The following is a 24,185-nucleotide window of genomic DNA, read 5'->3' as shown; positions in this document are numbered from 1 at the left end:
TGCTGTAGGCGGGGTGTCGACTCTTGCCGCCCCGAGTTGTCCGAAGGGAAGTCAGCTCGGTTCACCGGAGGGAAGATTCGATATGACGGGTACTTTCGCACGTGACAATTCCATCAGGAAGGTCGTGGTCCTCGGCGGGGGTACGGCGGGCTGGATGACGGCCGCGTATCTCGGGAAGGCGCTGCATCGGACGGTCGAGGTGACGGTCCTGGAGGCGCCGGGTATTCCGCGGATCGGTGTGGGTGAGGCGACGGTGCCGAATCTGCACCGGGTTCTCTTTGATTTCCTCGGGATCGAGGAGGAGGAGTGGATGAGGGAGTGCAACGCCAGTTACAAGATGGCGGTGCGTTTCATCAACTGGCGTACTCCGGGCCGGGGCCAGAGTGGTCCGCGTGAGCTGGAGGACGGTCGGCCGGACCATTTCTATCACCCGTTCGGGATCAGTCCGGAGCACGAGGGTGTTCCGATGTCGCACTACTGGTTCAAGAACAAGTTCGAGGGTCTGACCGACGAGCCGTACGACTATGCCTGTTTCCGTGAGGCGCCGTTGATGGATGCGAACAGGGCGCCGCGGCATCTGGACGGTTCCTCCCCCACCCGGTACGCGTGGCATTTCGACGCGGCGCTGGTGGCGGATTTCCTGCGCCGGTTCGCGACGGGGAAGCAGGGGGTGCGTCATGTGCAGGACGAGATGACGCGGGTGGAGAAGGACGGGCGGGGTTTCGTGACCGCGCTGCACACGAAGGGGGGCCGGGTCCTTGACGCGGATCTGTTCGTGGACTGCTCGGGTTTCCGGAGTCTGCTGATGAACCGGGCGATGGGCGAGCCGTTCATCGACATGAGCGACCAGCTGCTGTGCGACCGGGCGGTGGCCACGGCCGTGCCGCACGACGACGGTGCCCATGGGGTGGAGCCGTACACGTCGGCGATCGCGATGTCGTCGGGATGGTCGTGGAAGATCCCGATGCCGGGCCGTTTCGGTACGGGTTATGTGTACTCCAGCCGTTTCACGACGCAGGAGGAGGCCACCGCGGAGTTCTGCGAGCTGTGGGGGCTGGACCCGGAGAAGACCGAGTTCAACCATGTGAAGTTCCGGGTCGGGCGCAACCGGCGGGCCTGGGTGAAGAACGTGGTCAGTATCGGTCTTTCGGGGGCTTTTCTGGAGCCGTTGGAGTCGACCGGGATCTATTTCATCACGGCGGCGGCGTACCAGTTGGCGAAGCATTTCCCGGACCGGACGTTCAATCCGGTGCTGGTCGACAACTTCAACAAGGAAATCGAGGTGATGTTCGACGACACGCGTGACTTCATCCAGACGCATTTCTATTTCGCGCCGCGTACGGACTCGCCGTTCTGGCGGGCGAACAAGGAGCTGAGGCTTCCCGGGAGCATCCGGGAGAAGATCGACGCGTACAAGGCGGGTCTTCCGGTGAATCAGGCGGCGACGGACGATGCGACGTACTACGGGAATTTCGATGCGGAGTTCCGTAACTTCTGGACGAACGAGCGGTATTACTGCATCTTCGCGGGTCTGGGCCTGGAGCCGGACGCGCCGCTGCCGGCGCTGTATCACAAGCCGGATGCGGTGGCGGGTGCGCAGGCCATGTTCGACCGGGTCAAGCAGGAGCAGCAGGAGCTCTTGAATTCGCTGCCGAGCAATCTCGAGGTGCTTCGTCAGCTGCACGGCATCGAGAAGTAGCAGCCGTGCCGCCCTGCGTGCCCGGCAGCCGGGGTTCCTGTCCGGCCGGCTGCCGGGTGCGCGGCACATGTCTTCGACAGGAGGAGTTTTGTCATGACCGATCGTGCTGGTGTGGATGCCGACATACGCCCGTTGATGGGCGGTTTCCCTTCGGGTGTGTCGGTGGTGACGGCGCTGGACGCCGATGGCAGGCCGTGGGGGATGACGTGTACGTCCCTGGCGAGTGTGGCGTTGTCCCCGCCGACGCTCGTGGTCTGTCTGAGAACCGGTAGTCCGACGACGGCCGGTGTGCTGCGCAGTGGGCAGCTGGCGCTGAATCTGCTGCATGAGGGGGCGCAGGAGGTGTCCGATCTGTTCGCCTCGGGTGATCCGCGGCGGTTCGCGCGGTGCGAGTGGCGGCTGCCGCTGGGTGCGGGGGGTCCGCATCTGACGCGGGCCGCGCACGCGGTCGCGGACTGTGCGGTGGTGGGGACGCGGGAGGTGGGTGACCACACGGCGGTGTTCGTGCGGGTGCGTGGTTTCACGTGCGAGGAGTCGGTGCAGCCGCTGCTGTACGGGCGGCGGCGTTACGGGTCGTGGTCGCGTGCGGTGGCCGTGGTGCGGGAGGGGGTGGGCCATGTCGGTTCGTGATCCGCTGCCGGATCTGCTGGTTGCTGTTCCGGTGGTGATCCTGGCGTGTCAGGCCGGGGCGCAGTTGTTCCGCAGGCTGGGGCAGCCGCCGGTGATCGGTGAGATCACGCTGGGGATTGTGCTGGGGCCGTCGTTGCTGGGGTGGGTGTCGCCCGCGGCGCAGGCCTGGCTGTTCCCGGAGTCGGTTCTTCCGTACATCGGTGCGTTCGGGAACATCGGGCTGCTGGCGTTCATGTTCCTGGTGGGTCTGGAGCTGGATCTGGGCGCGCTGCGGGGGCATCGGGGGACGGCGGTGTCGGTGAGTCAGGCCAGTATCGTGCTGCCGTTGGTGCTGGGTTCGCTGCTGGCGGTGGGGATGTTCGGCCGGTTCGCGCCCGAGGGGGTGGGGCGGTGGCCGTTCGTGCTGTTCATCGCGGTGTCGATGAGTATCACCGCGTTCCCGGTGCTGGCGCGGGTTCTGACCGACCGGGGGCTGTGCGGGACCAGGATCGGTTCGCTGGCGATGGCGTGCGCGGCGGTCGACGACGTGACGGCCTGGTGTCTGCTGGCGGCGGTGGTCGCGGTCTCGACGAGCGGTTCGGCGGTCGAGGCGCTGGTGACGGCGGCGGGGGCCGCGGTGTTCCTGGCCGTGATGGCCGGGGTGCTGCGTCCGCTGCTGGCGCGGTGGGCGGTGCGGGCCGGGCGGTGGGCGGACGCGGTGGTGCTGGTCGTGCTGTTCAGCGGCCTGTGCCTGTCCGCGCTGGCCACCGACCGGATCGGGGTGCATGCCCTGTTCGGGGCGTTCGTGTTCGGTCTGGTCACTCCTCGGGGGTCGGCGGTCGTCGAGCGGTGCACGGCGCGGCTGCGGGCGTTCTGCGTTCCGGTGCTGCTGCCTTTGTTCTTCGTGTCGACCGGGCTGCACACCGATGTGTCGCTGCTGGCCGGTGATCCGGTGCAGTGGCTGTGGGCGGGGGCGGTCCTCGTGGTGGCGGTGGCGGGCAAGTGGGGCGGGAGCACGGCCGGGGCCCGGCTCGCGGGACAGTCCTGGCGCGACGCGATGGCGATCGGGGCGCTGATGAACTGCCGGGGCCTGACCGAGCTGGTGGTGCTGAACCTGGGGCTGGAGCTCGGGGTGATCGGGCCCGACCTGTTCACGATGCTGGTGCTGATGGCCCTGGTCACCACGGCACTGACCTCGCCGGCCCTGTCCTGGATCCGGCGGGAGAAGCCCCGCCCCGCCCGACCGCCCGGAACCGGGGCCGGGGCCGGTGCTGGTGCCGGTGCCGGTGCCGGTGCTGGTGCCGGGGGGCCCGGAGCGGATACCGGGACCAGTGCCGGCGGACCCGGAGCAGCCGCGCCCGGCACCGGTACCGCCCGGTCCGGTACCGCCCGGTCCGGGACCGGCGAACCCGCAGCGGCCGTGCCCGGGACAGCAGGTGCAGCCGGGGCCGGCGGACCTGGGGCGGCTGGGTCCGGTACGGCGAGTACGGCGGGTACGGCGGCGGAGGTTCTCGCGCCCTCCTCCGTACGGTGACGGCAGCACTGCGGCACCGCCCGCCCTGCCCGTCCCAGGGGTCCCCGGGACCACGCCCGCCCCGGGGACCCCGCCCGTCCCCCAGGCCGCGTACGTCCCAGGGAGCCCGGGTGTCCTGCCCGTCCCCCAGGTCACGCACACCCCGGAGGCCCCGGGCACCCTGCCCGTCCCCCAGACCGCGCACGTCCTGGAGGCCCCGAGTGCCCTGCCCGTCCTCCAGGTCACGTACGTCCCAGGGAGCCCGGGTGTCCTGCCCGTCCCCCAGATCGCGCACACCCCGGAGGCCCCGGGCACCCTGCCCGTCCTCCAGGTCACGCACGTCCCGGGGGGCCTGGGTGCCCCCCGGGACGTGTCTGCTGCGGGAGGTGCGGGTGTGGTGGGGGCGGGGTGGTGCGGGCCGCGGCACGGGCTGTTCTGTGTCTCTTTCGCTGTTTCTTGCCGGCCGGTCCGGTGTGCGGTGTTCACGCCGCCGTCACGACCCTGATCTTCCCGGCGGCCTCGCCGGGGACGGAAGCCGCGGTCGCGGTGGCTGTGGTTGTGGCTGGGGGGCGGGGGGTGGAGGTGGCCGTGATCCACCGGTCGAGGGTGGCGGCCGCGGCGCCGGAGTCGATCGCCCGGCCCGCCGCTTCGACCGCCCGGCCCAGGCGTTCGGTGACGCTGCGGCCCGCCGCGCTCTCCCCCGCCACCAGCGCGGCCCCCGCCGAGAGCAGCACCGCGTCGCGTACCGGGCCGTGTTCGCCGTCCAGGACCCGCCGGGCCACGGCCGCGTTGTGGGCGGCGTCCTGTCCTCGCAGGGCTTCCAGTGGTGCGCGGGCGATGCCCACGTCGCGCGGGTCGAAGCGTTCGCGGGTGATTTTTCCCCCTTCGTCGACGCTCAGGACGGTGGAGGTGGTGGTGACGGTGAGTTCGTCCAGGCCGTCGTCGCCGCGGAAGACCAGGCCTTTTCCTCCCGTCCGGGCCAGTGTCCCGGCGATCAGCGGGAGCAGCCGGGCGTCGGCGACGCCGATGGCCTGTGCGGTGGGGGCGGCCGGGTTGGTGAGCGGGCCCAGTGCGTTGAAGACGGTCGGGATGCCGAGCTGTTTGCGCGGCCCGGCCGCGTGGCGCATCGCGGGGTGGAAGTCGGGGGCGAAGCAGAAGGTGATGCCTGCTTCGGCGGCGACGGCGGCGAGGTGTTCGGGCGGCAGGCGCAGGGTGACGCCGAGGGCTTCCAGGACGTCGGCGGAGCCGGAGGCCGAACTCGCGGCGCGGTTGCCGTGTTTGACGACCCGGGCTCCGGCTCCCGCCGCGACGATCGCGGACATCGTGGAGATGTTGACGGTGCGGGCGCCGTCGCCGCCGGTGCCGACGACGTCGACGGTCCGGCCCGGTACGTGGATGCGGACGGCGTGGGCGAGCATGCCGTGGACGAGTCCTTCGAGTTCGTCGACGGTCTCGCCCTTGGCGCGCAGGGCGACGAGGAATCCGGCGATCTGCGCGTCGGTGGCCCGGCCCCGCATCACCCGGTCCATCACCCAGGCGGTGTCGGCCGCCGTCAGGTCCCGGCCCTGAAGGACCTGTCCCAGCAGCAGGGGCCAGGAGGGGTCCTGCCGCGGTGTCGTGGCGCTCACGGTCTTCTCCTTCTTCGTGTCAGGCGTCCGATGCCGGGTGCCACGGGTCGTCCAGGGTGCCCTGTGCAAAAACGGCGGGGGTGGTGGCGGGGGTGGTGGGGTCGGTGGGGGCCGGGTGCCACGGGTCGTCCAGGACGAGGGAGGCGGGAGCGGGGTGCCAGGGGTCGTCCGGAACCGCACCGGCCGTGACAGCGGTGCCCGGGTGCCACGGGTCGTCCAGGACCCCGGCGGCCGTGACAGCGGTGCCCGGGTGCCAGGGGTCGTCCAGGACCGCGGCGGCGATGTGCCGGCCGGCCGGGGCCGGTGCGGTGGCCGTGTGAGCCACGGCGAACACGGCGGCGGCCGCGGCCGCGACGGCGGCGGTCTTCCGGATCTTCCCTGTGATCGTCCTGATCTCCATGGTGTATTCCCCCCATATGAACTGGTGCGGTTCGTTCCGACATCCAGAACATTAGGAAGGACCGGTTTCGATTCATTATCGCCGGGACTTCTCCCTGCCCCACCCGGCAATAAAATTGATATAACTGCTGCTCAGGCCCTTCCGGACCGGGATATTCCAGCCCCGGGGGCATGTTATCGATCTCCTTTGCGGTCTTCCTTCCGAACTGTCTTCGGAGCTTCCCCGCCGGGGGTTCACCGGGTGTCATTACCTGTCCGTCCCGTCCGGCATATTCCCCCGGCCCGTTCGTGCCGTCCCCAGGGCCGGGGAGCGGGCCTGGCGGGCACTGGTGAGGAAGTTGTCCAGGAGCCGTGCCCCGTTGTGGGTCGTGACGGATTCCGGGTGGAACTGCACTCCTTCCACCGGGAGGGTGCGGTGGCGCAGGCCCATGACGTATCCGTCGTCCTGGGCGTGCGCGGTGGCCAGCAGGGCGGGCGGCAGGGGTTCCTCGGCGATCAGCGAGTGGTAGCGGGTGGCGGTCATCACCGGTTGCATCCCGGTGAACACCCCGGCCCCGTCGTGGCGCACCGGGCTGGTCTTGCCGTGCCGCAGCCGCTGCGCGACGGTGACCCGGCCCCCGTAGGCCAGGCAGATCGCCTGGTGGCCCAGGCAGATGCCCAGCAGCGGTACGTGTCCGGCGAAGCGGTGGACGAGTTCGACGTGGCCGGAGTCGGCCGCGTGCCCGGGCCCGGGTCCCAGCACGACCGCGTCCGGGCGCAGGGCCGCGAGCTGCCCGGGGGTGCGGGTGCGTGAGCGTACGACGCGGGTGTCGGCGCCCAGGGTGCGCAGGTACTGGTCGATGATGTGGGTGAAGCTGTCGTAGGCGTCGACGAGCAGGACTTTCACGGTGTCAGCTCCTGTCCGGTCAGTGCCCAGTAGGCGGCGCCCATCTTGTGGAGGGTCTCGTGCCATTCGGCCCGGGGCGAGGAGTCGGCGACGATGCCCGCGCAGCTCTGTGTGGAGTAGGTGCCGGTGGCGGGGTCGTGGACGACGGTGCGGATGCACAGGGCCAGCTGGCTCCAGCCGCGCAGGTCGATCAAACCGGCCGCGCCCGCGTACATGCCGCGCGGCTGGTTCTCCAGTTCCTCGATGATCTCCATCGCGCGGATCTTGGGTGCGCCGGTGACGGTGCCGGCCGGGAACGTGGCACGCAGCAGGGACCAGGTGTCGTGGCCGTCGGCGAGGGTGCCCTCGACGGTGGAGACGAGGTGGAAGACGTGGGAGTACGTCTCGACGGTCATGAGTCCGTGTGCGTCCAGGGTGCCCGGGACGCAGACGCGGCCGATGTCGTTGCGGCACAGGTCGACGAGCATGACGTGCTCGGCGCGTTCCTTCTCGTCGGCGACCAGACGGGCCACCCGGGTCCGGTCGGTGGCCGGGTCGCCGGAACGCGGCGCGGTCCCCGCGATGGGCCGCATGACGGCCTTGTGTCCCCGGGTGGAGAACAGCACCTCGGGGCTCGCGCCGATCACGGTGCGTCCCGCGCTGGGCAGGAGGTACATGTACGGGGAGGGGTTGCGTGAGCGCAGGCGGCGGTAGACGTCGAGGGGGGTGAGGGAGGTGGTGACGTCGATGCGGTGGCCGATCTGGATCTGGTAGATGTCACCGACGCCTATGTGGTCGAGGCAGCGGCGGGCCCGCGCGAGGAACGTCTCGCGGTCGCACGAGTCGCTGACCCGGGCAGGCGGGGGCGCGTCAGGAACCCCACCCCCCACCCCGGCACCAGCACCAGCACCAGCACCCGCACCCGCACCAGCACCAGCACCGGGTACGGGTACGGGCCCGACTGCGGGTACGGGTCCGGGTCCGGGCGCGGGCCCGACTGCGGGTCCGGGTCCGGGTCCGGGTGCGGCGGGTGGGGTGGTGAGGGCGGTGAGGGCCTGGTCGAGCGGGCCGGGTGCGGGCGGCGGGGGGAAGGCGTCGCTGCACGCGGTCAGTCTGCGCACCACCACCCCCGCATCCCTCTCCACGCCCTCACCCGTCTCCGCGCCCGCACCCGCACCGGTGCCGGGGGTGGCTCGGGGGCCGGCGGCGGGTTCGTACCAGAGGGTGTCGCGGAACAGTCCGAGGACGATGTCGGGCCCTGCACCACCGTCACCGTCACTGGTGCTGGTGCGGGTGCTGGTGCTGGTGCTGGTGGGGCGGTTGTGGGCGGGGAGGGATTCCATGTGCCAGGCGGCTCCGTAGCCGAGGGTGGCGAGGAACCCGAAGGCGTAGGTGTCGCGGGGGCGGTCGCTGTGCAGGGTGAACAGGTCCTGCACGGCGCGCAGGAACTGCCAGGTCTGTTCGCCGTGGGTGAGGCCGCGTTCGCTGCCGGGCCGCGGGGTCAGGCCGGTGCGGTCCGCGACGGCCAGGACGGCGGCGGTCAGGGGGGTGGAGCCGTGGACGGTGACACGGTCGGCGTGGACGCGGATCTCGGCGAGCAGGCCGTGACCGACGACGGTGGCACCGGGGGTCTGTCCGGGGCCGTTGAGGCTCTCCAGGAGGAACACGTCCCGGGGGTCGCGGGTGTGCAGGGCCGTGTACAGGGCGAGCGGGTCATGGGGGGCGGGGGCCGACTGCGTCACGGTGACGGTGACACGGCCGGGGGCGGGGTGGCGGGGCCTGGGCGGGCTGTCGAGCAGGGTGGTCATGGCGGTCTCCTCCTCAGCCGTATCGGCGCATCTCGTGGAAGAAGCCGTCGACGACGGCGAGTTCGCCCCGCTGGTGCAGGGTGTCGTAGACATGGCGGCCCACCGCGAGGTCCAGGACACCGAGGCCGAACGGCGAGAAGACGACGGGCCGGTCGCCGGGGACGTCCACGGTGCCGGTCAGCACGTCGTAGAGGGTGCCGTCGATGAAGTCGCGTCCCCGGGTGGCCTGTTCGGCCAGGTGCGGGGAGGTATTGGCCTTCAGACAGTGCTCGGCGTCATCGACAATGTTCGCGGACGCGAGGATCACCTCGGGCGACAGGTCGCGCAGGGACACGTGCAGGACCAGCGGATGGTGGGCGAACCAGGCGGGATCGGTGACGTGCGGGGCGGAGGCGACGGTCGCGAAGACGACCAGATCACTGGAGCGGACCAGGTCCTCGGGGCTGGTGTGCAGGGTGAGGGTGCCGTTGTCTCCCTCGCGTTCCAGGTGCCGGGCGAACCCCTTGGCATGGGTGTCCGACACGTCGTACACGCCGGTCGCCTCGAAACTCCATCCGGTACCGGTGAGGTACTGATGGACGAACCGGGCGATCAGCCCGGTCCCGAAGAACCCGATACGCCGCGGCCTTCCCCGCCCCCGGCCACGGGCCAGAACGTCGGCGGCCAGCGCCGCCGACGCGGCGGTACGGGCCGCGCTGATGATCGAGCTCTCCAGACAGGCCATCGGGTAGCCGGTGACCGGGTCGTTGAGCACGAGAACGGCCGAGGCCCGCGGAATACCCGCTTCCACGTTCCGCGGGAAACTGGAGATCCACTTGATGCCGTCCACACCCGCACTGCCGCCCAGCGACGCCGGCAGAGCGATGATCCGCGAGTCCGGCCGGTCGGGAAACGTCAGGAAGTACGACGGCGGGTTGACCGTGTCACCACTACCGTGCACACGGTAGGCCGACTCCACGATCCGGACCACGTCCTCGTGCCGGCCGTCGAGGACCCGGTGCACATCCGCACCGGGAATCACGGCGAACGAGGGCACCGCAGGGGCAAGCGGCATCACAGACTCCACAGCTCTCTCGGGGAAAAAGAATCTCAGCGACGACGCTAAACACCCCTCTTATCAACGCGATATCACCGCACCGACACCCGAGAAAACCCCCACCACCCGGAACCCCGCAACACCCCGCACCCCCGGAACACCGGAACCCCGGAACACCCCCTCACCCCCGTGACCCGAAAAAGCAGAAACGCCCCGCACCCCGCCTGCGCCATCCCTCTTCCGCGCACTACCCCGTCTCTCTCTTTTTCTTCTCCACTCACTGAGGTTTTCTCAACGAAATGATCCCGTGAGGTGACTCGGCCCAGGAGATCTCGTGAGCCGCGACGAGTCCCGCGGCATCCGGCGGCCGTACTGTCGAACCCGTCACCGAGGAGGACCCCTGATGCGCAGCGTGACCTATTCGATGAGCGTCTCACTCGACGGATACATCGTCGGGCCGGACGGCGGCTTCGACTGGACGGCGCCCGACGAGGAAGTCTTTCGCCTGGCCACCGACGAGGTGCGAGAGACCGGCGTCCACCTGTTGGGACGACGGCTGTACGAGACGATGCTGTACTGGGAGACCGCCGGCCAGAATCCATCGCTCGGCTTCTCCACACTCGAGTTTGCCGCGATCTGGAAACCGCTCCCCAAGGTGGTGTTCTCCACCACGCTCTCGGCGGTACAGGGCAATGCCCGCCTGGCCTCCGGTGGCCTGGCCGCGGAGATCGAGCGCATGCGAGCCGAGCCGGGAGACGGCAACATCGCGATCGGCGGCGCGACTCTCGCCGCCGAGGCAGCCGCGTCGGGACTGATCGACGAGTACCGGGCCAGGGTCTACCCGGTACTGGTCGGCGGCGGCACTCCGTTCTTCCCCCGGCACGAGCGCCAGGTCGATCTCGAACTCGTCGAGTCCCGCACCTTCACCTCAGGAGTCCTCTACCTCCGCCACCGCGTGACGCGTTAGCCGGCTCGCCCGCCGGCCCCCGGGAAGAACGGGCCGACCAATGAGCTCCTTCGATGCGGCCACCGATCGGGTGACGGTCCGTGAAGCGCAACGGCCGAGGCCCCCGGGCTGTTGACCGAGATGTCCGACGTCTCAATCACGCTGCTCGGGGGCCTCGTTGGTGATCCATCCTGCCGCAATCGACCTGCCGCACGCACTCGTGGAGTGGGTCACCATGCTGATCGTCACCCGTGAGGGCGGACCGGCGCCGCACGCTACGTCCGTCCCGGCGAGCGATAGTGGCACTTGGTGTACCTGCGCGAGCACACCACTTCGGCGGAGATCGCCGCCGGGTTCGGGACCAGCGAGTCCACCACCCACACATACACAGCGCGGTCGTCGACCTGCTCGCCGCACGTGCTCCGGGTCTGCTGAAGACGCTGCGCGAGCGTGATCCCGGCTTCGTCCTGCTCGACGGGACCCCCGCCGAGCGCGACCGGGTCGGCGACGGCCGGGCCGACCACTCCCACAAACATCGGCGCCACGGCGTGAACGCACAGGTCGCCACCGACCCCGGCGGCCGGCCGCTGTGGCTCTCGCCCGCCCTGCCGGGCCGCACCCACGACCTGACCGCCGCCCGCACCCACCGGATCATCCGAATCCGCGAGCGCCAAGGCGATCCCATCGCGGCCGATCCCGCCCACCAGAGCGCCGGCCCCTGGCTGACCACCGCCATCAAACGCAGACCGCGGCAGGAACTCACACCCACCGAGAAAACCCGGAACCGTGCCCTGGCCACGGCACGGACACCCGTCGAACGCGGCGTCGCACGCCCGAAGCCCTGGCGGATCTTCCGCAGATCCCGGGCAGCCCCAACCCCATGACGTCAATCGCCAAGGCCGTCCGCGCCCTGGAGCCGCAACGCTGAAGAAGCTCAGCAACGCCCTCTCAGCGAAACGACCTGTACGAAACGGCATGAAACACCCCTGGCGAAAGCGAGCCGGACAGGCCATGCCCGACCGCAGAAGCAGGCAATACCCCTCTGGCAGGACAGGCCTCACCACAAGATCACAGCCGCAACAACCCAGAGGCTGCACATGGGTCACCCACATCACCACACTCGACACCCCGAACCACATCACGGACCACCCGGCCCGGTCGCCGGCCCTGCACCGCCGACAGATCAAAACCCCGAACGGAGCGCAGGCGCCGGGCCCGCCCCGTCAGACGGTGCCGGTGCCACGCTGATTCCCTGAGCAAGGCTGTGCGAGCGAGGCTGTATCCACCGCCTCGCCCGGGACACCCGGGCATCCCAGACAACCAGCCACCGCCACCGCCACCGCCACCGCCACCTGCGCGAGGGCATCAACGCCCTCGCAGACCAAACCCCCGACCTCTATGCGGTGTTGGACCGCTGCCGCACCAAAGGCATGACACACCTGGTACTGGATGGCACATCCATTGCACGTAACCGGGTCGCCGGTACGCGCGAGAGCTTCACGAGCCGGCGTCCGCCCTCCCCCGCCCCCGACACGCCCCCGGCGTCCTCACACCCGTACCGCACCCCCATGGCCGGCACAATCAGCAGCCCGGAAAAGGCTCGGCATCCGGCACCGAAGACGCGGCCGATCCGGCACTCCGCCCGACCTCACCACAACACCTCAACCGGCCAGGGGCAAAACAGACCGGTCCCCCGCCCCCTCCCCGACAGCCCCTCCCCAGACACCCCTGCCCAGACAAACCCCCGACAGCTCCTCCCGCACAGCCCCTCCCCGGACAGCTCCTCCCCGGACAGCTCCTTCCCAGGCAGCCTCTACCCGGACAGCCCTTCCACCGGCAGCCCCTTCCCAGCCGCCCCCTCCACCGGCGGTTCCTTCTCCGGCGGGCCCTGGAGAAGCTCCAACTCCCGGGCCGCTTCCTCCTGCCAGTGCGTCGCCCCCCTCAGCGTGAACAGCTCCCCCGCTCCCGCCAGCTCCCCCCGCGCCTCCTCCACACGCCCCAGCTCACGCAGCAGCACCCCCAGCTTCAACCGGATCGACCCCTCCACCACACTGCTCCCCAGACCCCGCGCAACCCGCCGCCCCTCCACAAAAGCCGCCTCCGCCGACTCCGCCTCCCCCAGCACCACCCGCGCCCGCCCCAACCCGTACAGCGCATGCGCCAGACCATGCGTATCCGCCTTCACCCGCGACAACTCCTCCACCCGCACGAACGACTCCTCCGCCTCCTCCGCCCGCCCCGCCAGCAACTGCGCACTCCCCAGCCGGTACAGACACTGCGCCAGACTCCGCGACACCCCCGCCGACTCCGCCACCCTCACCGCATCCCGCGCAAACCCCAGACTCTCCTCCAACAGCCCACGGTCCAACGCCAACTGCGCCATGTTCTGCAACACCGACGACTCCGACAGCACATCACCCGCCCCACGGAACACCGGCAACGCCTCACGCAACCGCCCCTCCGCCGCCACCAGATCCCCCTGCAACCGGTCCACCACCGCAAGATTCCGCAACACCAACGCCCGCCCCACCTCCACACCCAGCTCCCCGTACAACCCCAACGCCTCCAACGACCGCGCCCTCGCCTCGTCCATACTCTGCCGCAACAACGCCGCCGCCCCCACATGATGCAGCATCACCGCCTGCCCCAACCGGTCCCCCGCCACCCGCGCCGCCCCCAACGCCACCACCGCACACCCCTGCCAGTTCTCCACATAACTCCGCGTCTCGAACAACACCGACGCCACCCCCGTCAGACCCCACGCCAGATCCGCCATCCCCAAACCCGCCGCCTGCTCCACCATCCCCACCAGACACAACCGCTCCGCCTCGAACCACGCCAACGGATCCGCCAGCAACTCCTCCATCAAATCCGCATCCACCACCCCCACCCCCGCATCCGCATCCGCCCCCGCGCCACCGCCCACCACACCCACACCCCCGCCGTTCTCCCGCCCGAACGCCTCCCGCGCAATCACCAAAGCCGCCCCGAACACCCGACGGCACGCCTCCCGCCCCGCCCCCCGCGACTCCTCCTCCCCCGCACGCTCCCGCGCATACAACCGCAACAAACTCTGGAACCGGTAACGCAACCGCCCCGTCGCATCCACCCCCACCACCTCAAGAAACTGCGTATCCACCAAATCCTCCAACAACAACTCCGCATCCATCACCTCCACCCCCAACAACGCCGCCGCCACCCACGACGTGAAATCCGGAACATCCACCAACCCCAACCGCCGATACAAACGCGCCGCATCCACCGACAAATACCGGTAACTCAACTCAAAACCCGCCCTGACCCGCGAAGCCCCCTGACTCAACTCATCCAGACGACGACGCTCATCACTCAACCGCACCACCACATGCCGCACCGACCAATGCGGCTTCGACGCCAACCGCGCCGCCGCGATCCGCAACGCCAACGGCAACCGGTCACACAACTCCACCAACCGCACCACATCCCCACCCGCACCCACCACCCGCCCCTCACCCGCAATCCTCCCCACCAACTCCACCGCCTCCTCCCGCGGCAACACCCCCAAATGCACCCGCGCCCCCGACGGCCACGTCACCAACTGCTCCAACTGATCCCGGCTCGTCACCAGAACACAACTCTCCCCACCCCCCGGCAACAACCCCGCCACCTGCCCGAACGTCCGCACATTATCCAGAACAATCAACACACGACGCCCCGCCAGCACACTCCGGTACAACGCAACCCGCTCCTCCAACACCTCCGGAATCTGCTGCCCCGACACCCCCAACGACCGCAAAAACCTCCCCAACACATCCGCCACCGACGCAGGCTCGTCCCGCTCGTCATAACCCCGCAAATCAGCAAACAACCGCCCATCAGGAAACTCACCCGCCACCCGATGCGCCCACCGCAACGCCAACCCCGACTTCCCCACCCCCGCCACACCCGTCACCAACCCCACCCCCGACGAACACCCCACCAAACCATCCAACACCCCCAACTCCCCCACACGCCCCGTAAACCCAGGAACATCCGGCGGCAACTCCGACGGCACCACCACCTCACCACCACCCACAACACCCCCACCCACACCCACACCCACACCCACACCCACACCCACACCCACACCCACACCCACAGCATCAACACCACCCACAGCGTCAACACCACCCACAGCGTCAACACCACCCACAGCGTCAACACCACCAGTACCGGCAGCCACCCCAGCACCAGCAGCAGCACCAGCAGCCCCGACACCAACCCCAACCCCAACCCCCGCACCACCGACCACACCCACACCAGCAGCTCCGACACCAACCCCCGAACCAAGCCCAGCACCCGCACCCGCACCCGCACCAAGCCCAGGACCGGCACCAAACCCGGCACCGGGACCGGCAATACCCGCAGCCAGCACACCACCCACCAGACCAGCACCACCCACCAACCCCACCCCCAACACACCACCCTCACCCCCCACCAACGACGGATCATCCCGCAGAATCAACTCATGCAACCCACACAGATCCGGCCCCGGCTCCAACCCCAACTCCTCAACAAACAACCCCCGCGCCAACCGAAAAGACTCCAACGCCTCAGCACGACGCCCCGCCCGATACTGCGCCAACATCAAATGACACCGCGTCCGCTCACGCAACGGAAACTCCCCCACCACCCCACCCAACCCCGGCAACAACTCATAATGCCGCCCCAACGCCAACTCCACCGCCGTCGCATCATCAAAAGCATTCAACCGACACTCCCCCAAACGCACCCCCTCCTCCTCCACCAACACACCCGACACACCCTCCAACACCCGCCCCCGCCACAAACCCAAAGCCTCCCGATACAAACCCGCCGCCTCCACCAAACGCCCCTCCCTCACCCCCAACTCCGCACGACCCACCAACCCACCAAACTCCACCCAATCCACAAAATGACCCCCACCCTCCAACACATAACCCGGATGCACCGTCACAATCACCCCCTCACCACACCCCACCCCCCGAAACAACTTCCGCAAACCCGCAACCACAATCGCCACCTGCGTCCGCGCCGTCACCGGCGGACACCCACCCCACACCGCCTCCACCAACACATCCACCGGAACCACCCGACCCACATTCAACAACAACACACCCAACACAGCCCGCTGACGCCCACCACCCACCACCACCTCACCCCCACCACCCACACCCACCACCAACGGACCCAAAACCCGAAACACCAACCCAACCCCCACCCCAACCACACTCCCCCCACACCCGACCAATACCCACCCCACACTACCCCCCCACACAAACCAAACCCCCAACCACCAACAAACAATTCAATAATGCCCCTTGCACCCAATCACCCTCATGCCCGGCCACCTACCAAAACGCCTGGTCGACCCAGCCCGCACGTCAAAGGCCGAACATCCTTCAGCTGGCCTCGCGGGGCCAAGGGAGCACACCGACCCCTCCGGGCTCCTTGGACAGCCTGCCTCGGACCAGGCCGGGAGTAGGCTCGCAGCGCCGAACCCGAACGGACAGGAGCCACAAGGTGATACGAGATCTCTACAACGTCAGGTCACTCCCCGCGGACGGCTCCGCCACTCCGCTGACCGAGGACGAAGAGCAGCGTTTCCGGAACGTTCTGTTCAGCGAATTCGGCAACCAAATCGCCGACCACGGCTGGACACGTTTCCCGGCCCGTACACCTGAGGACCGACGCCGACTCATTGTCGTCGGGCAGCGCCTCACCGAATATTGGGGGCAGCAAGTATTTGTCCACCTCGAGGACGAGTGCCGCATTAGGCTCTTCCTCGCCGGAAACGAAACCACCTGACTCCATTTCGAAGTCACAGCCGATCTCATAATTCCCGCAGAATGACGAAGAAATAGAGAGTCAAGACAGCCGAATGAGCGAACGCCCCTCCTCGTGCTTTCGTATCGATGAAAGCCACCCCCAGAGGGGTAGGGGTCGAAAATACTCGTCTCCCACTCACACTCAGCCCCGGAATATTTCCCCGGCCTGCGGGGACGTAGAGTGGGCTGATGGCGAACAACAGCGCGGGGACAGCACCGCCGACCAGCATCGATGGCGTACGGAACTTCCGGGACGCCGGTGGAGTGGGAACACTTCCGCATGGTGTGCTCTTCCGCTCCGGAGCCCTGCACAGCCTGACGGCGCAGGGTGCGCAGGAGCTGGAGGAGATAGGGGTACGTACGGTCGTCGACCTGCGCAGCCGACCCGAGGTCTCCGAACGCCCCGACAGCCTGCACGGCGCGGGCATCAAGTATCTGCATGTGCCCGTGTACGCCGAGCAGCGGTGGCCGCAGGAGCAGATGGAGCTCTACCCGTCGATGGCCGAGCACGCCGGACGTGCTGTGCTGAGCGTGCTGCGGCAACTGACCGCCGAACACCCGACACCGGTCCTGGTCCACTGCGCCTCGGGGAAGGACCGTACCGGTGTGGTGATCGCCGTCCTGCAGAGCCTGTTCGGTGCCACCGAAGCCGAGGTCACCGCAGACTTCGTGCGCACCAACACCGAGCTCAACCTCACCCCTGCAACGGCACCGGCACCGGCCTTGCGGGGGCACAACACACGTCCCGTCGCGCCCGAGCACCTCGGGCGCGCCCTCCTGTGGATCCGAAGCCATCACGGCTCCCTCTCCGGCTATCTCCGCACGCACGGCGCCGCACCGCACGAGCTCCCCGCCGATCTCGCCACCCGTGAGGGTCACTCCCGCTGAACGCGAGGACGCCCCGCCCGCCCGCGGGGAAGGTGCTCCTATGTGGTTGGTCAAGCTGCCTGGCTCACAATGCGGGTATGGACTACCAGGGTGGGGACTCGGTGTCGGTATGGCGAGTGGGTGGCGTGGCTCGCGTGGCGGGCTATGCCATCCCGGCCGTTGCAGGGGTGACGGCGCTCGTCGGTTGGGCTGGGTGGGTTTCCTCTCCGAGCGTCGAGACGGCACGGCCGGCCGGGCTGTGGACGGGGCTGGCCATTGGCTTTGCGTTGTTCTTCTGGTGGATGATTCTCAGGGTCCGGCTTGAGGTCGGCCCTGACGGGATCGTGGCGGTCAACCCGTGGGGGACCCACCGCCTGGGACTGGGCGAGGTGGCTTCGGTGCGGCTTGGTTCGTGGGGCGCGGAGTTCCATCACGGGGACGGCTTCAAGACCACGGCCTATGCACTGAGCGAGCTGGCCGCGGGAACCTCGCAGGACCGGCGTTTCGCAGAGCTGCTGGCTGTCCTGGAGGTGGGCCCCGACTCCTCGGCGCGGTGACATCTGACAGGGAAGGCGGCCATGGGCCGGCCGGTCGCGGTTCGTAGAAGGTTCCGTCGCCGAGCATCACGAAGAGGACGTCTGCCCGGCGTCGGGCCAGGCAGAGCGGGGCGGAACCTGGGTGTGGTGCGTGCCCCGCGCGATCCCCTTGTCGCAATAGGCCAGGGAATGCGAGGCGCTCAGAGCGGCGAAGGCGGAGAGGAAGAAGGCTCGCTTGAGCTGCTTGCTTCCTCTCCAGGAGAGCTGTCCGCCTCGGTTCGAGGAGCCCGATCTCAGGGTCGCCGGGACGGGCCCCGCGCAAGGGCTGTCCACTAAGACGGTGTCCTATGTGGTGAGTCGAAGGAGGCGTTTGTAGCAGCAGAGTGCGGCGGCGAGGCCGAGGAAGGCGAGGTAGTTGCGGGGGTGGCGTTCGTAGCGGTGGTTGAGTCTGCGGTAGCCGGACAGCCAGGACATGGTGCGTTCGATGACCCACCTTCGGCGTCCGAGCCGTTCACTGGATTCGATTCCCTTGCGGGCGATACGGACGCCGATGCGCTTCCCACGCAGCCATTTACGCAGGTCAGGGATGTCGTATGCCTTGTCGGCGTGGAGTCTGCGGGGTTTGTAATGCCAGCCGCGGTGGGGATCGTGTCTCGTTTGGAGACCGGCCACCATGGGCTTCAGTCCTTGGCTGTCGTGGGTGTTGGCGGCGGAGACGCCGACGACCAGGGGCAGTCCGTTCGCGTCCGACAGGACGTGCATCTTGGAGCCCGGCTTACCCCGGTCCACGGGGCTCGGGCCTGTGAGTTCGCCCCTTTTTTGGCCCGTACATGGGCGGAGTCGAGGACTACGCGGGAGAGGTCGAGCAGGCCGCACTCGTCGATGCGGTCGAGTATCGCCTCGTGCAGCCGGCCCCAGACACCGGCCCTGGACCAGATGACGAAGCGCCGATGGGCAGTCGACTTCGAGACCCCGAAACACGGTGGCAGGGCCCGCCAGGCACACCCGCTCACCAGCACGTAGACGATGGCCGCGAACAGCGTCTCATCAGGTGTGTCCTGTGTCCCGCCACCTTGCGGGCGCACCTTCGACGGCGGGATCAACGGCTTCGCGATCTCCCACAGCCCGTCCGGAACAATCCAACTCCACGTATCCCGCCCCATGAACAGCCCAACGAGCGATCGCCACATAGGACACCGTCTAACTGCTGGTCGAGGTGAGCTGCGGTTGGGCGGTCCAGGTGTCTGTTGATGGCCAGCCGCAATGCCAAGATGACGGCTTCGACTGTACTGAGAGGTTATTTTCGTGCCCACGCCTGCCGACTACCTCGCACTGGCGCATGCCGAAAAGGACGGCTCTGTCCTACACCGCCTCGTTCAGTGTCCGTACCCCTTCGTCTGGCAGGCTCTGGCCACCAATCCTCACACCCCGCCCGCGGCTCTCCTGGAGCTGAGCAAGGCTCGCGACAGTGTCTGGAACGACAACCGGCTCCTTCGCCTACTGGCCGAACGTCCAGGTGCAAACCGCATCGTTCTCCGAGCTGTGCTCGATGGCGTTGCAGCGAAGCTTGACGAAGGCGAAAGGCCCTACGCCGCTGTGCTTGCTCTCGCGGGCAGGCCGGAGCTTGAGACGGACGAGGTGAGGAAGCTCGGGACTCTTCGGGGGTCCTCTGCTCGTCTACGCCGCCTGCTTGCACTGCGGCTGAGCTCCCGCATCTGAATGATCATGCTGCTCCAGGTGCGGTGATCACGACGTGGCTGGTGTGATCACGGCGTCGGAGCCTTCCTGGATAGCCCCACCGGGCTGAGCCCGCGTGCCTTCCGGAGGCTGATAGCGGTTCTGCGTCGCGGGGGAGCGGACGCGGTCCGCAAGGGTCGGCCGTGGAGCCTTCCGCTGGAGGACCGGGACCGGCCGACGTCACAGCACTCACGTCGCTTCGACCAGGCCGAGATCTCGACACGTGACTGACAATCTCGTTCCTGATGACCTTTGGGAGCGTGTCGAGCCGTTGCTTCCCTCACCACCGGCGCGCAGGCACCGACCCCCTGGACCAGTGCGCACTCCCGACCGGGTGGCACTGGCGGGCATCGTGTATGCCCTGCGCAAGGGAGTGGCCTGGAGAGACGTGCTCGCAATGCTGATCGGTTGCCCAGGAATCACCAGCTGGCGACGCTTGCACGATTGGACTCAGGCCGTGTCTGGCCCCGCCTGCATCAAGTACTCCCGACCGAGCTGCGGACCGCAGGAAAGCTGGAGATGGACGACTGCGCGATCGACGGTTCACACGTCAGCGCGTTGATAGGAGGGAGAGATGTCGGGCCATCTCCGGTTGACCGCGCTCACCCAGACCCCAAGCACCACGTGATCGTTGACCGGCACAGTACTCCGCCGGCCGTTTCTCTGACCGGAGGGAATCGTCACGACGTGACGGAATTGATCCCGCTGCTGGGTGCAATTCCGCCGATACCTGGGCTGCGCGGACGGCCCCGCAGCAGGCCCAAGCGCCTGTTCGCCGACCGCGGCTACGACTTCGACAAGTACCGTCGGCTGCTGTGGAAACGCGGCATCAAACCCGTGATTGCCCGGCGCGGTGTCCCGCACGGTTCTGGTCGACACCGGCTACCGCATCAAGGTCATCGGCCACGGGGCCACTCTCGGCATCGACGTGGAAGTCACCCGCCGCGACCCCAGCCAGAGGGGCTTCGAGGTCATCCCGCGGCGCCGGGTCGTCGAGCGGACCTTCGGCTGGCTCATGCACCACCGCCGCCTGTCCCGGCACCACGAGAGCCACCCGCACCGCTCCGAAGCCGTGATCCGCGTCGCGATGATCGACCTCATGAGCCGCAGACTCACCCGCGAATCAACCCGCAACCGGCGGGACAGCTGAACGGCGACAGAGTCGGGCTCTGTGAATCACAGCAGGTAGGGCCACAGGCTGATGCTGTTCCGCTGCACACGGACCTCGACCCATGTTCCATCACTTGCCATCTGTGGCGGCGGGTCGGAGAGGTCGAACAGGATCTGGGTGCCGGCCACTTCCAGCAGGGCCCCACCATCGCCCGTGAGACTCAACCGACCCCGGAAGACAACCTGACCGCCGTCCTCGCTCAACGCGGGTGAGGACAAAGTGGCTGGCCGCGTGTTGCCATCCCAGGCCACCCTTTCATCGACAGTCCACTCCACATGATGCTCGCGACCCACTACCGTCGGGTCCCCGCACCAGAACGCCGCGGCGGTGCCCACCTCCGAGCGCACCCGGACCGTAGTAGCACCGCCCGGGGCCTTTTGTACTGCTTCTATCTGCACCAACATCCCGTAATCATCTTCGGCAGCGCTGCGTTACCAAACACTCCTGCCAGGACAAAACACTCTTTCAGATCCTCAGGATCCAGTGTCTCGTGTGTCCGACATCAGGGGGCAAGGCCCGGTTGACGCTCTGGAAGGACCGCACGGCCGTGTTGGTCACCGCGCCGAGGCCACCGTCGACGGCCAGGCCCGCGCTGTGCTCGTTCAGCGCCACTTGGAGGGCCCGTACATGCGCCGCCGAGCTGGTGCGCCGCAGCGAGTACACCAGGCTCGTCCAGGCCTTCGGCCCGACCCGGCCGTCCGCCGCCAGTTTCTTGGCGGCCGGAACTTCTCGACCGCGCGGACCGACACCGAGCCATGGTTCCCGTCGGCGGCCAGCACGCTGCCGCGCTGGGTGATCAGGTACTGGATGGCCTTGACGGTCGCACCGGTGGCGCAGGGGTTGATGACGGGCCAGCCGCCGCCCAGGTCCACGCCCCGCGCGGCGAGGAAGGGGACGGGGTTGGTGGTCGAGCCGAGCCGTCCGGTGTGGGTCTCGAAGTGCGGGTGAGGACCGATCACATGGCCGGTGTCGCCCATGTCCGCGATGCACTGTACCGCCGCGACCCGGGCATCGGGGGGAACGCGGAACGCGCTGAGGTGCCCGTAATAGGGGTACGTGCCCGAGCCGTGCGCGATGACCAGGCCGTTGCCGGGACGTCCGGTCAGTACGCTTCCGCCACGCCGCACCACGGTCCCGGCGGCCGCCGCACAGGCGGCGGTGCCGGTCGAGTTGGTGACGTCCTGGCCCGCGCGCGGGTAGCTTTCGCGCGATGCGCCGTAGTGCCCCCCGCGGGAAAGCGGCCCCGGGCCGGACTGCACCACCGGCCGTCCGGCCACATGGTCACCCGGACAGTGCGGCAGGTTCGCGGAGGCGGGCGGCGGCCGTTCGCCAGGCGGCGGTCACCGCTGTACGGGCCCGTGCGGTGCGGGCTGCGCGGTCACCGGTCAGCTCCAGGGGCGTACCCACGTGCACGTGGAGGGTTGGGCGGCGCAGCGGCGCTGTCGCCAGGCCCGCCAGCTGCTTGGCGGCGTTGCCCGAGGCGACCCGGCGGGCACCCGCCTGACCCACCGGGATGACGGGAGCGCCGGTGTGCTCGACGATCCGGGCCAGGCCACTGCGGAACGGTCCGGGGGCCGCTTCCGCGACGTCCCGGCGGCGGGGCAGGCCGCCCTCCGCGTAGATGAGGACCAGCCGCCCCCGCTCCAGGGCCTGTGCCGCGAGGTCCAGTGCGGCTGCCGCACGGCGGTCCCCTCTGATGACGGGGATGTGGCCTTCGCGGGCGAGCGCGCTGCCCAGCAGCGGGATCCGCCACAGCCCCGCGGCCGCCATGATGACCGGCTCGGCGCCGAGGCGGCGCAGCGCGGCGATCACGATTGCGGGGTCGGCCAGGGACGTATGGTTCGCGGCCACGATGCTCCCGGGCGCGAGACCGGCGCCGGGGTCGGTGGTCACCGACAGACGGCCGGCTGCGGGTACCAGGACCTCGGCGATGCGGCTGAGCATGAACGGGCTCCCTGACTCTGCGGGTTCGGCATGCGGGCGATGCCGGTTCTCGTCGCGTACGGCCCTCATCGTCAAGGGTGGAGATGCTCCTATGCCTGAGTCGGGGTACTCATCTTCTTCCCGTACGTCCCATGTGCGCTGACGGAAGACCGGCAGTAGGCCCACCGGGGCAAGGTGCCGCGTCACCGGCCGGGCGCCGGGCGGAGCTGCCGGTCAGTGCCGGACGAAGCAGAACGGGTGCCCCGCCGGATCTGCCAGGACGCGCCAACCACGCGTCCCGCCGCCCGCGTCGAGCGGTGTCGCCCCCAGGCGGACGGCGTCCTCCTGCGAGCGGTCGAGGTCCTCGACGGCCAGGTCGAGATGGAACTGCTGAGGGCGGGCGGAGTCCGGCCAGTGCGGCGGCCGGTAGTCGTCCACGCGCTGGAAGGCCAGTACCGCGCCGTCGTCGGTGTGCAGCGTCGCCCAGGCGTCCCCGGTCGACCAGCGGGGGTCGGGGCGGTTGACCTGCCCGCCGAGAAGTCCCCGGTAGAAGCGGGCCAGTTCGACGACGTCGACGCAGTCCAGCACCACGCACTGCAGCTTGGCGATCATGCGGCGCAGCGTCTCACGGCGGGCGGCGCGCCTGCGAGGCAGCCCCTCGCACGCGTTGTCGGAAGCACGACCCCCGCAGGAGTCCCTTCCGGCCATGAACTGGCAAATTCCTCTAACAGGGTGGCCGAATAAACGATATGCTGATGCAGAATGTGCAAACGATTTGCAGAATGAGGAGGGTCATGGCTACTCGGGCGACCGACGCCGGGACGAACCAGAGCGTCGAACGAGCGGTCTCGGTGCTGCGCGCACTCGACTCGGGCCGCGCCGAACTACGCGTCTCGGACGTCGCCGAACTCACCGGACTGGGCTCCTCCACGACGTCCCGGCTGCTGTCCACCCTCGAACGTCTCGACATGGTGGAACGCGACCCCGTCAGCAACCTCTACCGCCTCAGCCTCGGCATCCTGCCGCTCGCCGCCACCGCCACCAACCGCCACCCGGTGCACCGTGCCGCCCGCATGGTCCTCCAGGACCTCGCCACCCGTACCGGGCTCGGGGCCAACGTCGCCATCCGGCGCGGCACCGAGCTGATGTTCCTGTGCAACTTCGAGGGGACCCGCACCCCCAAGTCCTATACGCAGGCCGGGCACAGCGCCCCGCTGCACGCCACGAGCATCGGAAAGTGCCTGCTCACCGGGCTCACGGCCAAGGAGCGCCGCAAGCTGCTCCCCGAGCCGCTCGCGGCGCACACCGACTACACGACCACCAGTCACGATCTCCTCGACTCCGAGATCGACACCGTGCGCCGCACCGGGTACGCCGTGGAGGCCGAGGAGCGCGCCCTGGGCCGGGCCTCCCTCGCCGCCCCCGTCCGGGACGCCTCGGGAGACGTGGTCGCCGCCATCTCCCTGTGGGGGCCCACGTCCCTGCTCGGCAACCACACCGAGGCCGAGGGGCAGCGTCTCGCCCTGACCCGTGAGGTCATCGAGGCCGCCGACGTCATCAGCCAGGCGCTCGGCGCCCTCTGATCCACCGGCGGACCAAGGGGCCCGGTGAAGGCGGTTCGCC

Annotated in this window: 20 protein-coding genes and 6 pseudogenes; 12 read left to right on the top strand and 14 right to left on the bottom strand. The window is 68.9% G+C overall.

Annotated elements, in window-relative coordinates:
* The first annotated feature begins 82 nt into the window (after positions 1–82).
* From ACFCV8_RS05525 to ACFCV8_RS05515, 3 genes are all read left to right on the top strand, one after another.
* Positions 83–1,699 (top strand): tryptophan halogenase family protein, encoded by a 1,617-nt coding sequence (locus ACFCV8_RS05525; RefSeq protein WP_376683937.1) that lies wholly within the window; start codon positions 83–85, stop codon positions 1,697–1,699.
* Between the two features lie 93 nt (positions 1,700–1,792).
* On the top strand, positions 1,793–2,329 hold the full coding sequence (locus ACFCV8_RS05520; RefSeq protein WP_376683936.1) for a flavin reductase family protein: 537 nt from the start codon (positions 1,793–1,795) through the stop codon (positions 2,327–2,329).
* Complete coding sequence (locus tag ACFCV8_RS05515) at positions 2,316–3,842, top strand: cation:proton antiporter (RefSeq protein ID WP_376683935.1); 1,527 nt, start codon at positions 2,316–2,318, stop codon at positions 3,840–3,842. Before ACFCV8_RS05520 ends, ACFCV8_RS05515 begins: the two co-directional genes overlap by 14 nt.
* Positions 3,843–4,303: 461 nt before the next feature.
* Here the strand turns inward: ACFCV8_RS05515 and trpD are convergent, their stop codons facing one another.
* From trpD to sbnB, 5 genes are all read right to left on the bottom strand, one after another.
* The gene (gene trpD / locus ACFCV8_RS05510; protein WP_376683934.1) at positions 4,304–5,449 is read right to left on the bottom strand and encodes an anthranilate phosphoribosyltransferase; all 1,146 of its coding nucleotides are present in this window, start codon (positions 5,447–5,449) and stop codon (positions 4,304–4,306) included.
* A 19-nt stretch (positions 5,450–5,468) separates the two neighbouring features.
* Positions 5,469–5,849 carry a hypothetical protein gene (locus tag ACFCV8_RS05505; RefSeq protein WP_376683933.1) on the bottom strand — a complete coding sequence of 127 codons (381 nt, stop codon included), beginning with the start codon at positions 5,847–5,849 and terminating at the stop codon, positions 5,469–5,471.
* A 246-nt stretch (positions 5,850–6,095) separates the two neighbouring features.
* Positions 6,096–6,734, bottom strand: coding sequence for an anthranilate synthase component II (locus ACFCV8_RS05500; protein ID WP_376683932.1), 639 nt, complete (start codon positions 6,732–6,734; stop codon positions 6,096–6,098).
* Complete coding sequence (locus tag ACFCV8_RS05495) at positions 6,731–8,521, bottom strand: anthranilate synthase component I family protein (protein ID WP_376683931.1); 1,791 nt, start codon at positions 8,519–8,521, stop codon at positions 6,731–6,733. The genes ACFCV8_RS05500 and ACFCV8_RS05495 overlap by 4 nt, the downstream gene beginning before the upstream one ends.
* Before the next feature lie 13 nt (positions 8,522–8,534).
* The gene (gene sbnB / locus ACFCV8_RS05490; protein WP_376683930.1) at positions 8,535–9,575 is read right to left on the bottom strand and encodes a 2,3-diaminopropionate biosynthesis protein SbnB; all 1,041 of its coding nucleotides are present in this window, start codon (positions 9,573–9,575) and stop codon (positions 8,535–8,537) included.
* Positions 9,576–9,960: 385 nt separating this feature from the next.
* On the opposite strand from sbnB, the gene ACFCV8_RS05485 reads away from it, so the two are divergent.
* Positions 9,961–10,524 carry a dihydrofolate reductase family protein gene (locus ACFCV8_RS05485; protein ID WP_376683929.1) on the top strand — a complete coding sequence of 188 codons (564 nt, stop codon included), beginning with the start codon at positions 9,961–9,963 and terminating at the stop codon, positions 10,522–10,524.
* 157 nt (positions 10,525–10,681) lie between these two features.
* Positions 10,682–11,431: pseudogene (locus tag ACFCV8_RS05480) on the top strand (transposase family protein).
* A gap of 885 nt (positions 11,432–12,316) precedes the next feature.
* Here ACFCV8_RS05480 and ACFCV8_RS05475 read toward each other — a convergent pair.
* From ACFCV8_RS05475 to ACFCV8_RS05465, 3 genes and pseudogenes are all read right to left on the bottom strand, one after another.
* Complete coding sequence (locus tag ACFCV8_RS05475) at positions 12,317–14,434, bottom strand: tetratricopeptide repeat protein (RefSeq protein WP_376683974.1); 2,118 nt, start codon at positions 14,432–14,434, stop codon at positions 12,317–12,319.
* Complete coding sequence (locus ACFCV8_RS05470; protein WP_376683975.1) at positions 14,431–14,919, bottom strand: hypothetical protein; 489 nt, start codon at positions 14,917–14,919, stop codon at positions 14,431–14,433. Before ACFCV8_RS05470 ends, ACFCV8_RS05475 begins: the two co-directional genes overlap by 4 nt.
* 70 nt (positions 14,920–14,989) lie before the next feature.
* A pseudogene (locus ACFCV8_RS05465) lies at positions 14,990–15,403 on the bottom strand (AfsR/SARP family transcriptional regulator); the annotation flags it as partial.
* Between the two features lie 620 nt (positions 15,404–16,023).
* Here ACFCV8_RS05465 and ACFCV8_RS05460 point away from each other — a divergent pair.
* The 3 genes from ACFCV8_RS05460 to ACFCV8_RS05450 all read left to right on the top strand — a co-directional run bounded on the left by ACFCV8_RS05460 (position 16,024) and on the right by ACFCV8_RS05450 (position 17,752).
* Complete coding sequence (locus ACFCV8_RS05460; RefSeq protein ID WP_376683928.1) at positions 16,024–16,308, top strand: hypothetical protein; 285 nt, start codon at positions 16,024–16,026, stop codon at positions 16,306–16,308.
* Between the two features lie 209 nt (positions 16,309–16,517).
* Entirely contained in the window at positions 16,518–17,216 is a 699-nt protein-coding gene (locus ACFCV8_RS05455) for a tyrosine-protein phosphatase (RefSeq protein WP_376683927.1), read from the top strand.
* A gap of 77 nt (positions 17,217–17,293) precedes the next feature.
* Positions 17,294–17,752 carry a PH domain-containing protein gene (locus ACFCV8_RS05450; protein WP_376683926.1) on the top strand — a complete coding sequence of 153 codons (459 nt, stop codon included), beginning with the start codon at positions 17,294–17,296 and terminating at the stop codon, positions 17,750–17,752.
* 66 nt (positions 17,753–17,818) lie between these two features.
* Here the strand turns inward: ACFCV8_RS05450 and ACFCV8_RS05445 are convergent, their stop codons facing one another.
* Complete coding sequence (locus tag ACFCV8_RS05445) at positions 17,819–18,064, bottom strand: transposase (protein ID WP_376683925.1); 246 nt, start codon at positions 18,062–18,064, stop codon at positions 17,819–17,821.
* 12 nt (positions 18,065–18,076) lie between these two features.
* A protein-coding gene (locus tag ACFCV8_RS05440; protein WP_376683924.1) for an IS5 family transposase occupies positions 18,077–18,894 on the bottom strand; the annotation gives its coding sequence in 2 pieces (ribosomal slippage) (positions 18,077–18,546 and positions 18,546–18,894; 819 coding nt in all).
* 590 nt (positions 18,895–19,484) lie between these two features.
* Here ACFCV8_RS05440 and ACFCV8_RS05435 point away from each other — a divergent pair.
* The 3 pseudogenes from ACFCV8_RS05435 to ACFCV8_RS05425 form a co-directional block, all read left to right on the top strand.
* Positions 19,485–19,636 (top strand): annotated as a pseudogene (locus ACFCV8_RS05435) (IS5/IS1182 family transposase); the annotation flags it as partial.
* Positions 19,637–19,691: 55 nt separating this feature from the next.
* A pseudogene (locus ACFCV8_RS05430) lies at positions 19,692–20,341 on the top strand (IS5 family transposase); the annotation flags it as partial.
* A gap of 1 nt (position 20,342) precedes the next feature.
* Positions 20,343–20,618: pseudogene (locus ACFCV8_RS05425) on the top strand (IS5/IS1182 family transposase); the annotation flags it as partial.
* Positions 20,619–20,644: 26 nt separating this feature from the next.
* On the opposite strand, the gene ACFCV8_RS05420 reads toward ACFCV8_RS05425, so the two are convergent.
* From ACFCV8_RS05420 to ACFCV8_RS05405, 4 genes and pseudogenes are all read right to left on the bottom strand, one after another.
* Positions 20,645–21,043 carry a hypothetical protein gene (locus ACFCV8_RS05420; protein WP_376683923.1) on the bottom strand — a complete coding sequence of 133 codons (399 nt, stop codon included), beginning with the start codon at positions 21,041–21,043 and terminating at the stop codon, positions 20,645–20,647.
* Positions 21,044–21,104: 61 nt separating this feature from the next.
* Positions 21,105–21,918 (bottom strand): annotated as a pseudogene (locus ACFCV8_RS05415) (peptidoglycan DD-metalloendopeptidase family protein).
* 2 nt (positions 21,919–21,920) lie between these two features.
* Positions 21,921–22,583: a lysophospholipid acyltransferase family protein gene (locus ACFCV8_RS05410; RefSeq protein ID WP_376683922.1), complete on the bottom strand. Its 663-nt coding sequence runs from the start codon at positions 22,581–22,583 to the stop codon at positions 21,921–21,923.
* A 213-nt stretch (positions 22,584–22,796) separates the two neighbouring features.
* A complete protein-coding gene (locus tag ACFCV8_RS05405) occupies positions 22,797–23,174 on the bottom strand; it encodes a VOC family protein (protein WP_376683921.1) in 378 nt (125 codons plus the stop codon).
* 182 nt (positions 23,175–23,356) lie between these two features.
* Here ACFCV8_RS05405 and ACFCV8_RS05400 point away from each other — a divergent pair, with 182 nt between their 5' ends.
* The gene (locus ACFCV8_RS05400; protein WP_376683920.1) at positions 23,357–24,145 is read left to right on the top strand and encodes an IclR family transcriptional regulator; all 789 of its coding nucleotides are present in this window, start codon (positions 23,357–23,359) and stop codon (positions 24,143–24,145) included.
* The last annotated feature ends 40 nt before the right edge of the window (positions 24,146–24,185 follow it).

Origin of the sequence: Streptomyces sp. NPDC056347 (assembly GCF_042262625.1) — a bacterium.
GTDB lineage: Bacteria > Actinomycetota > Actinomycetes > Streptomycetales > Streptomycetaceae > Streptomyces.
Note: the sequence above shows the minus strand (reverse complement) of the source record. Positions and strands in the feature narration are given on the sequence as shown.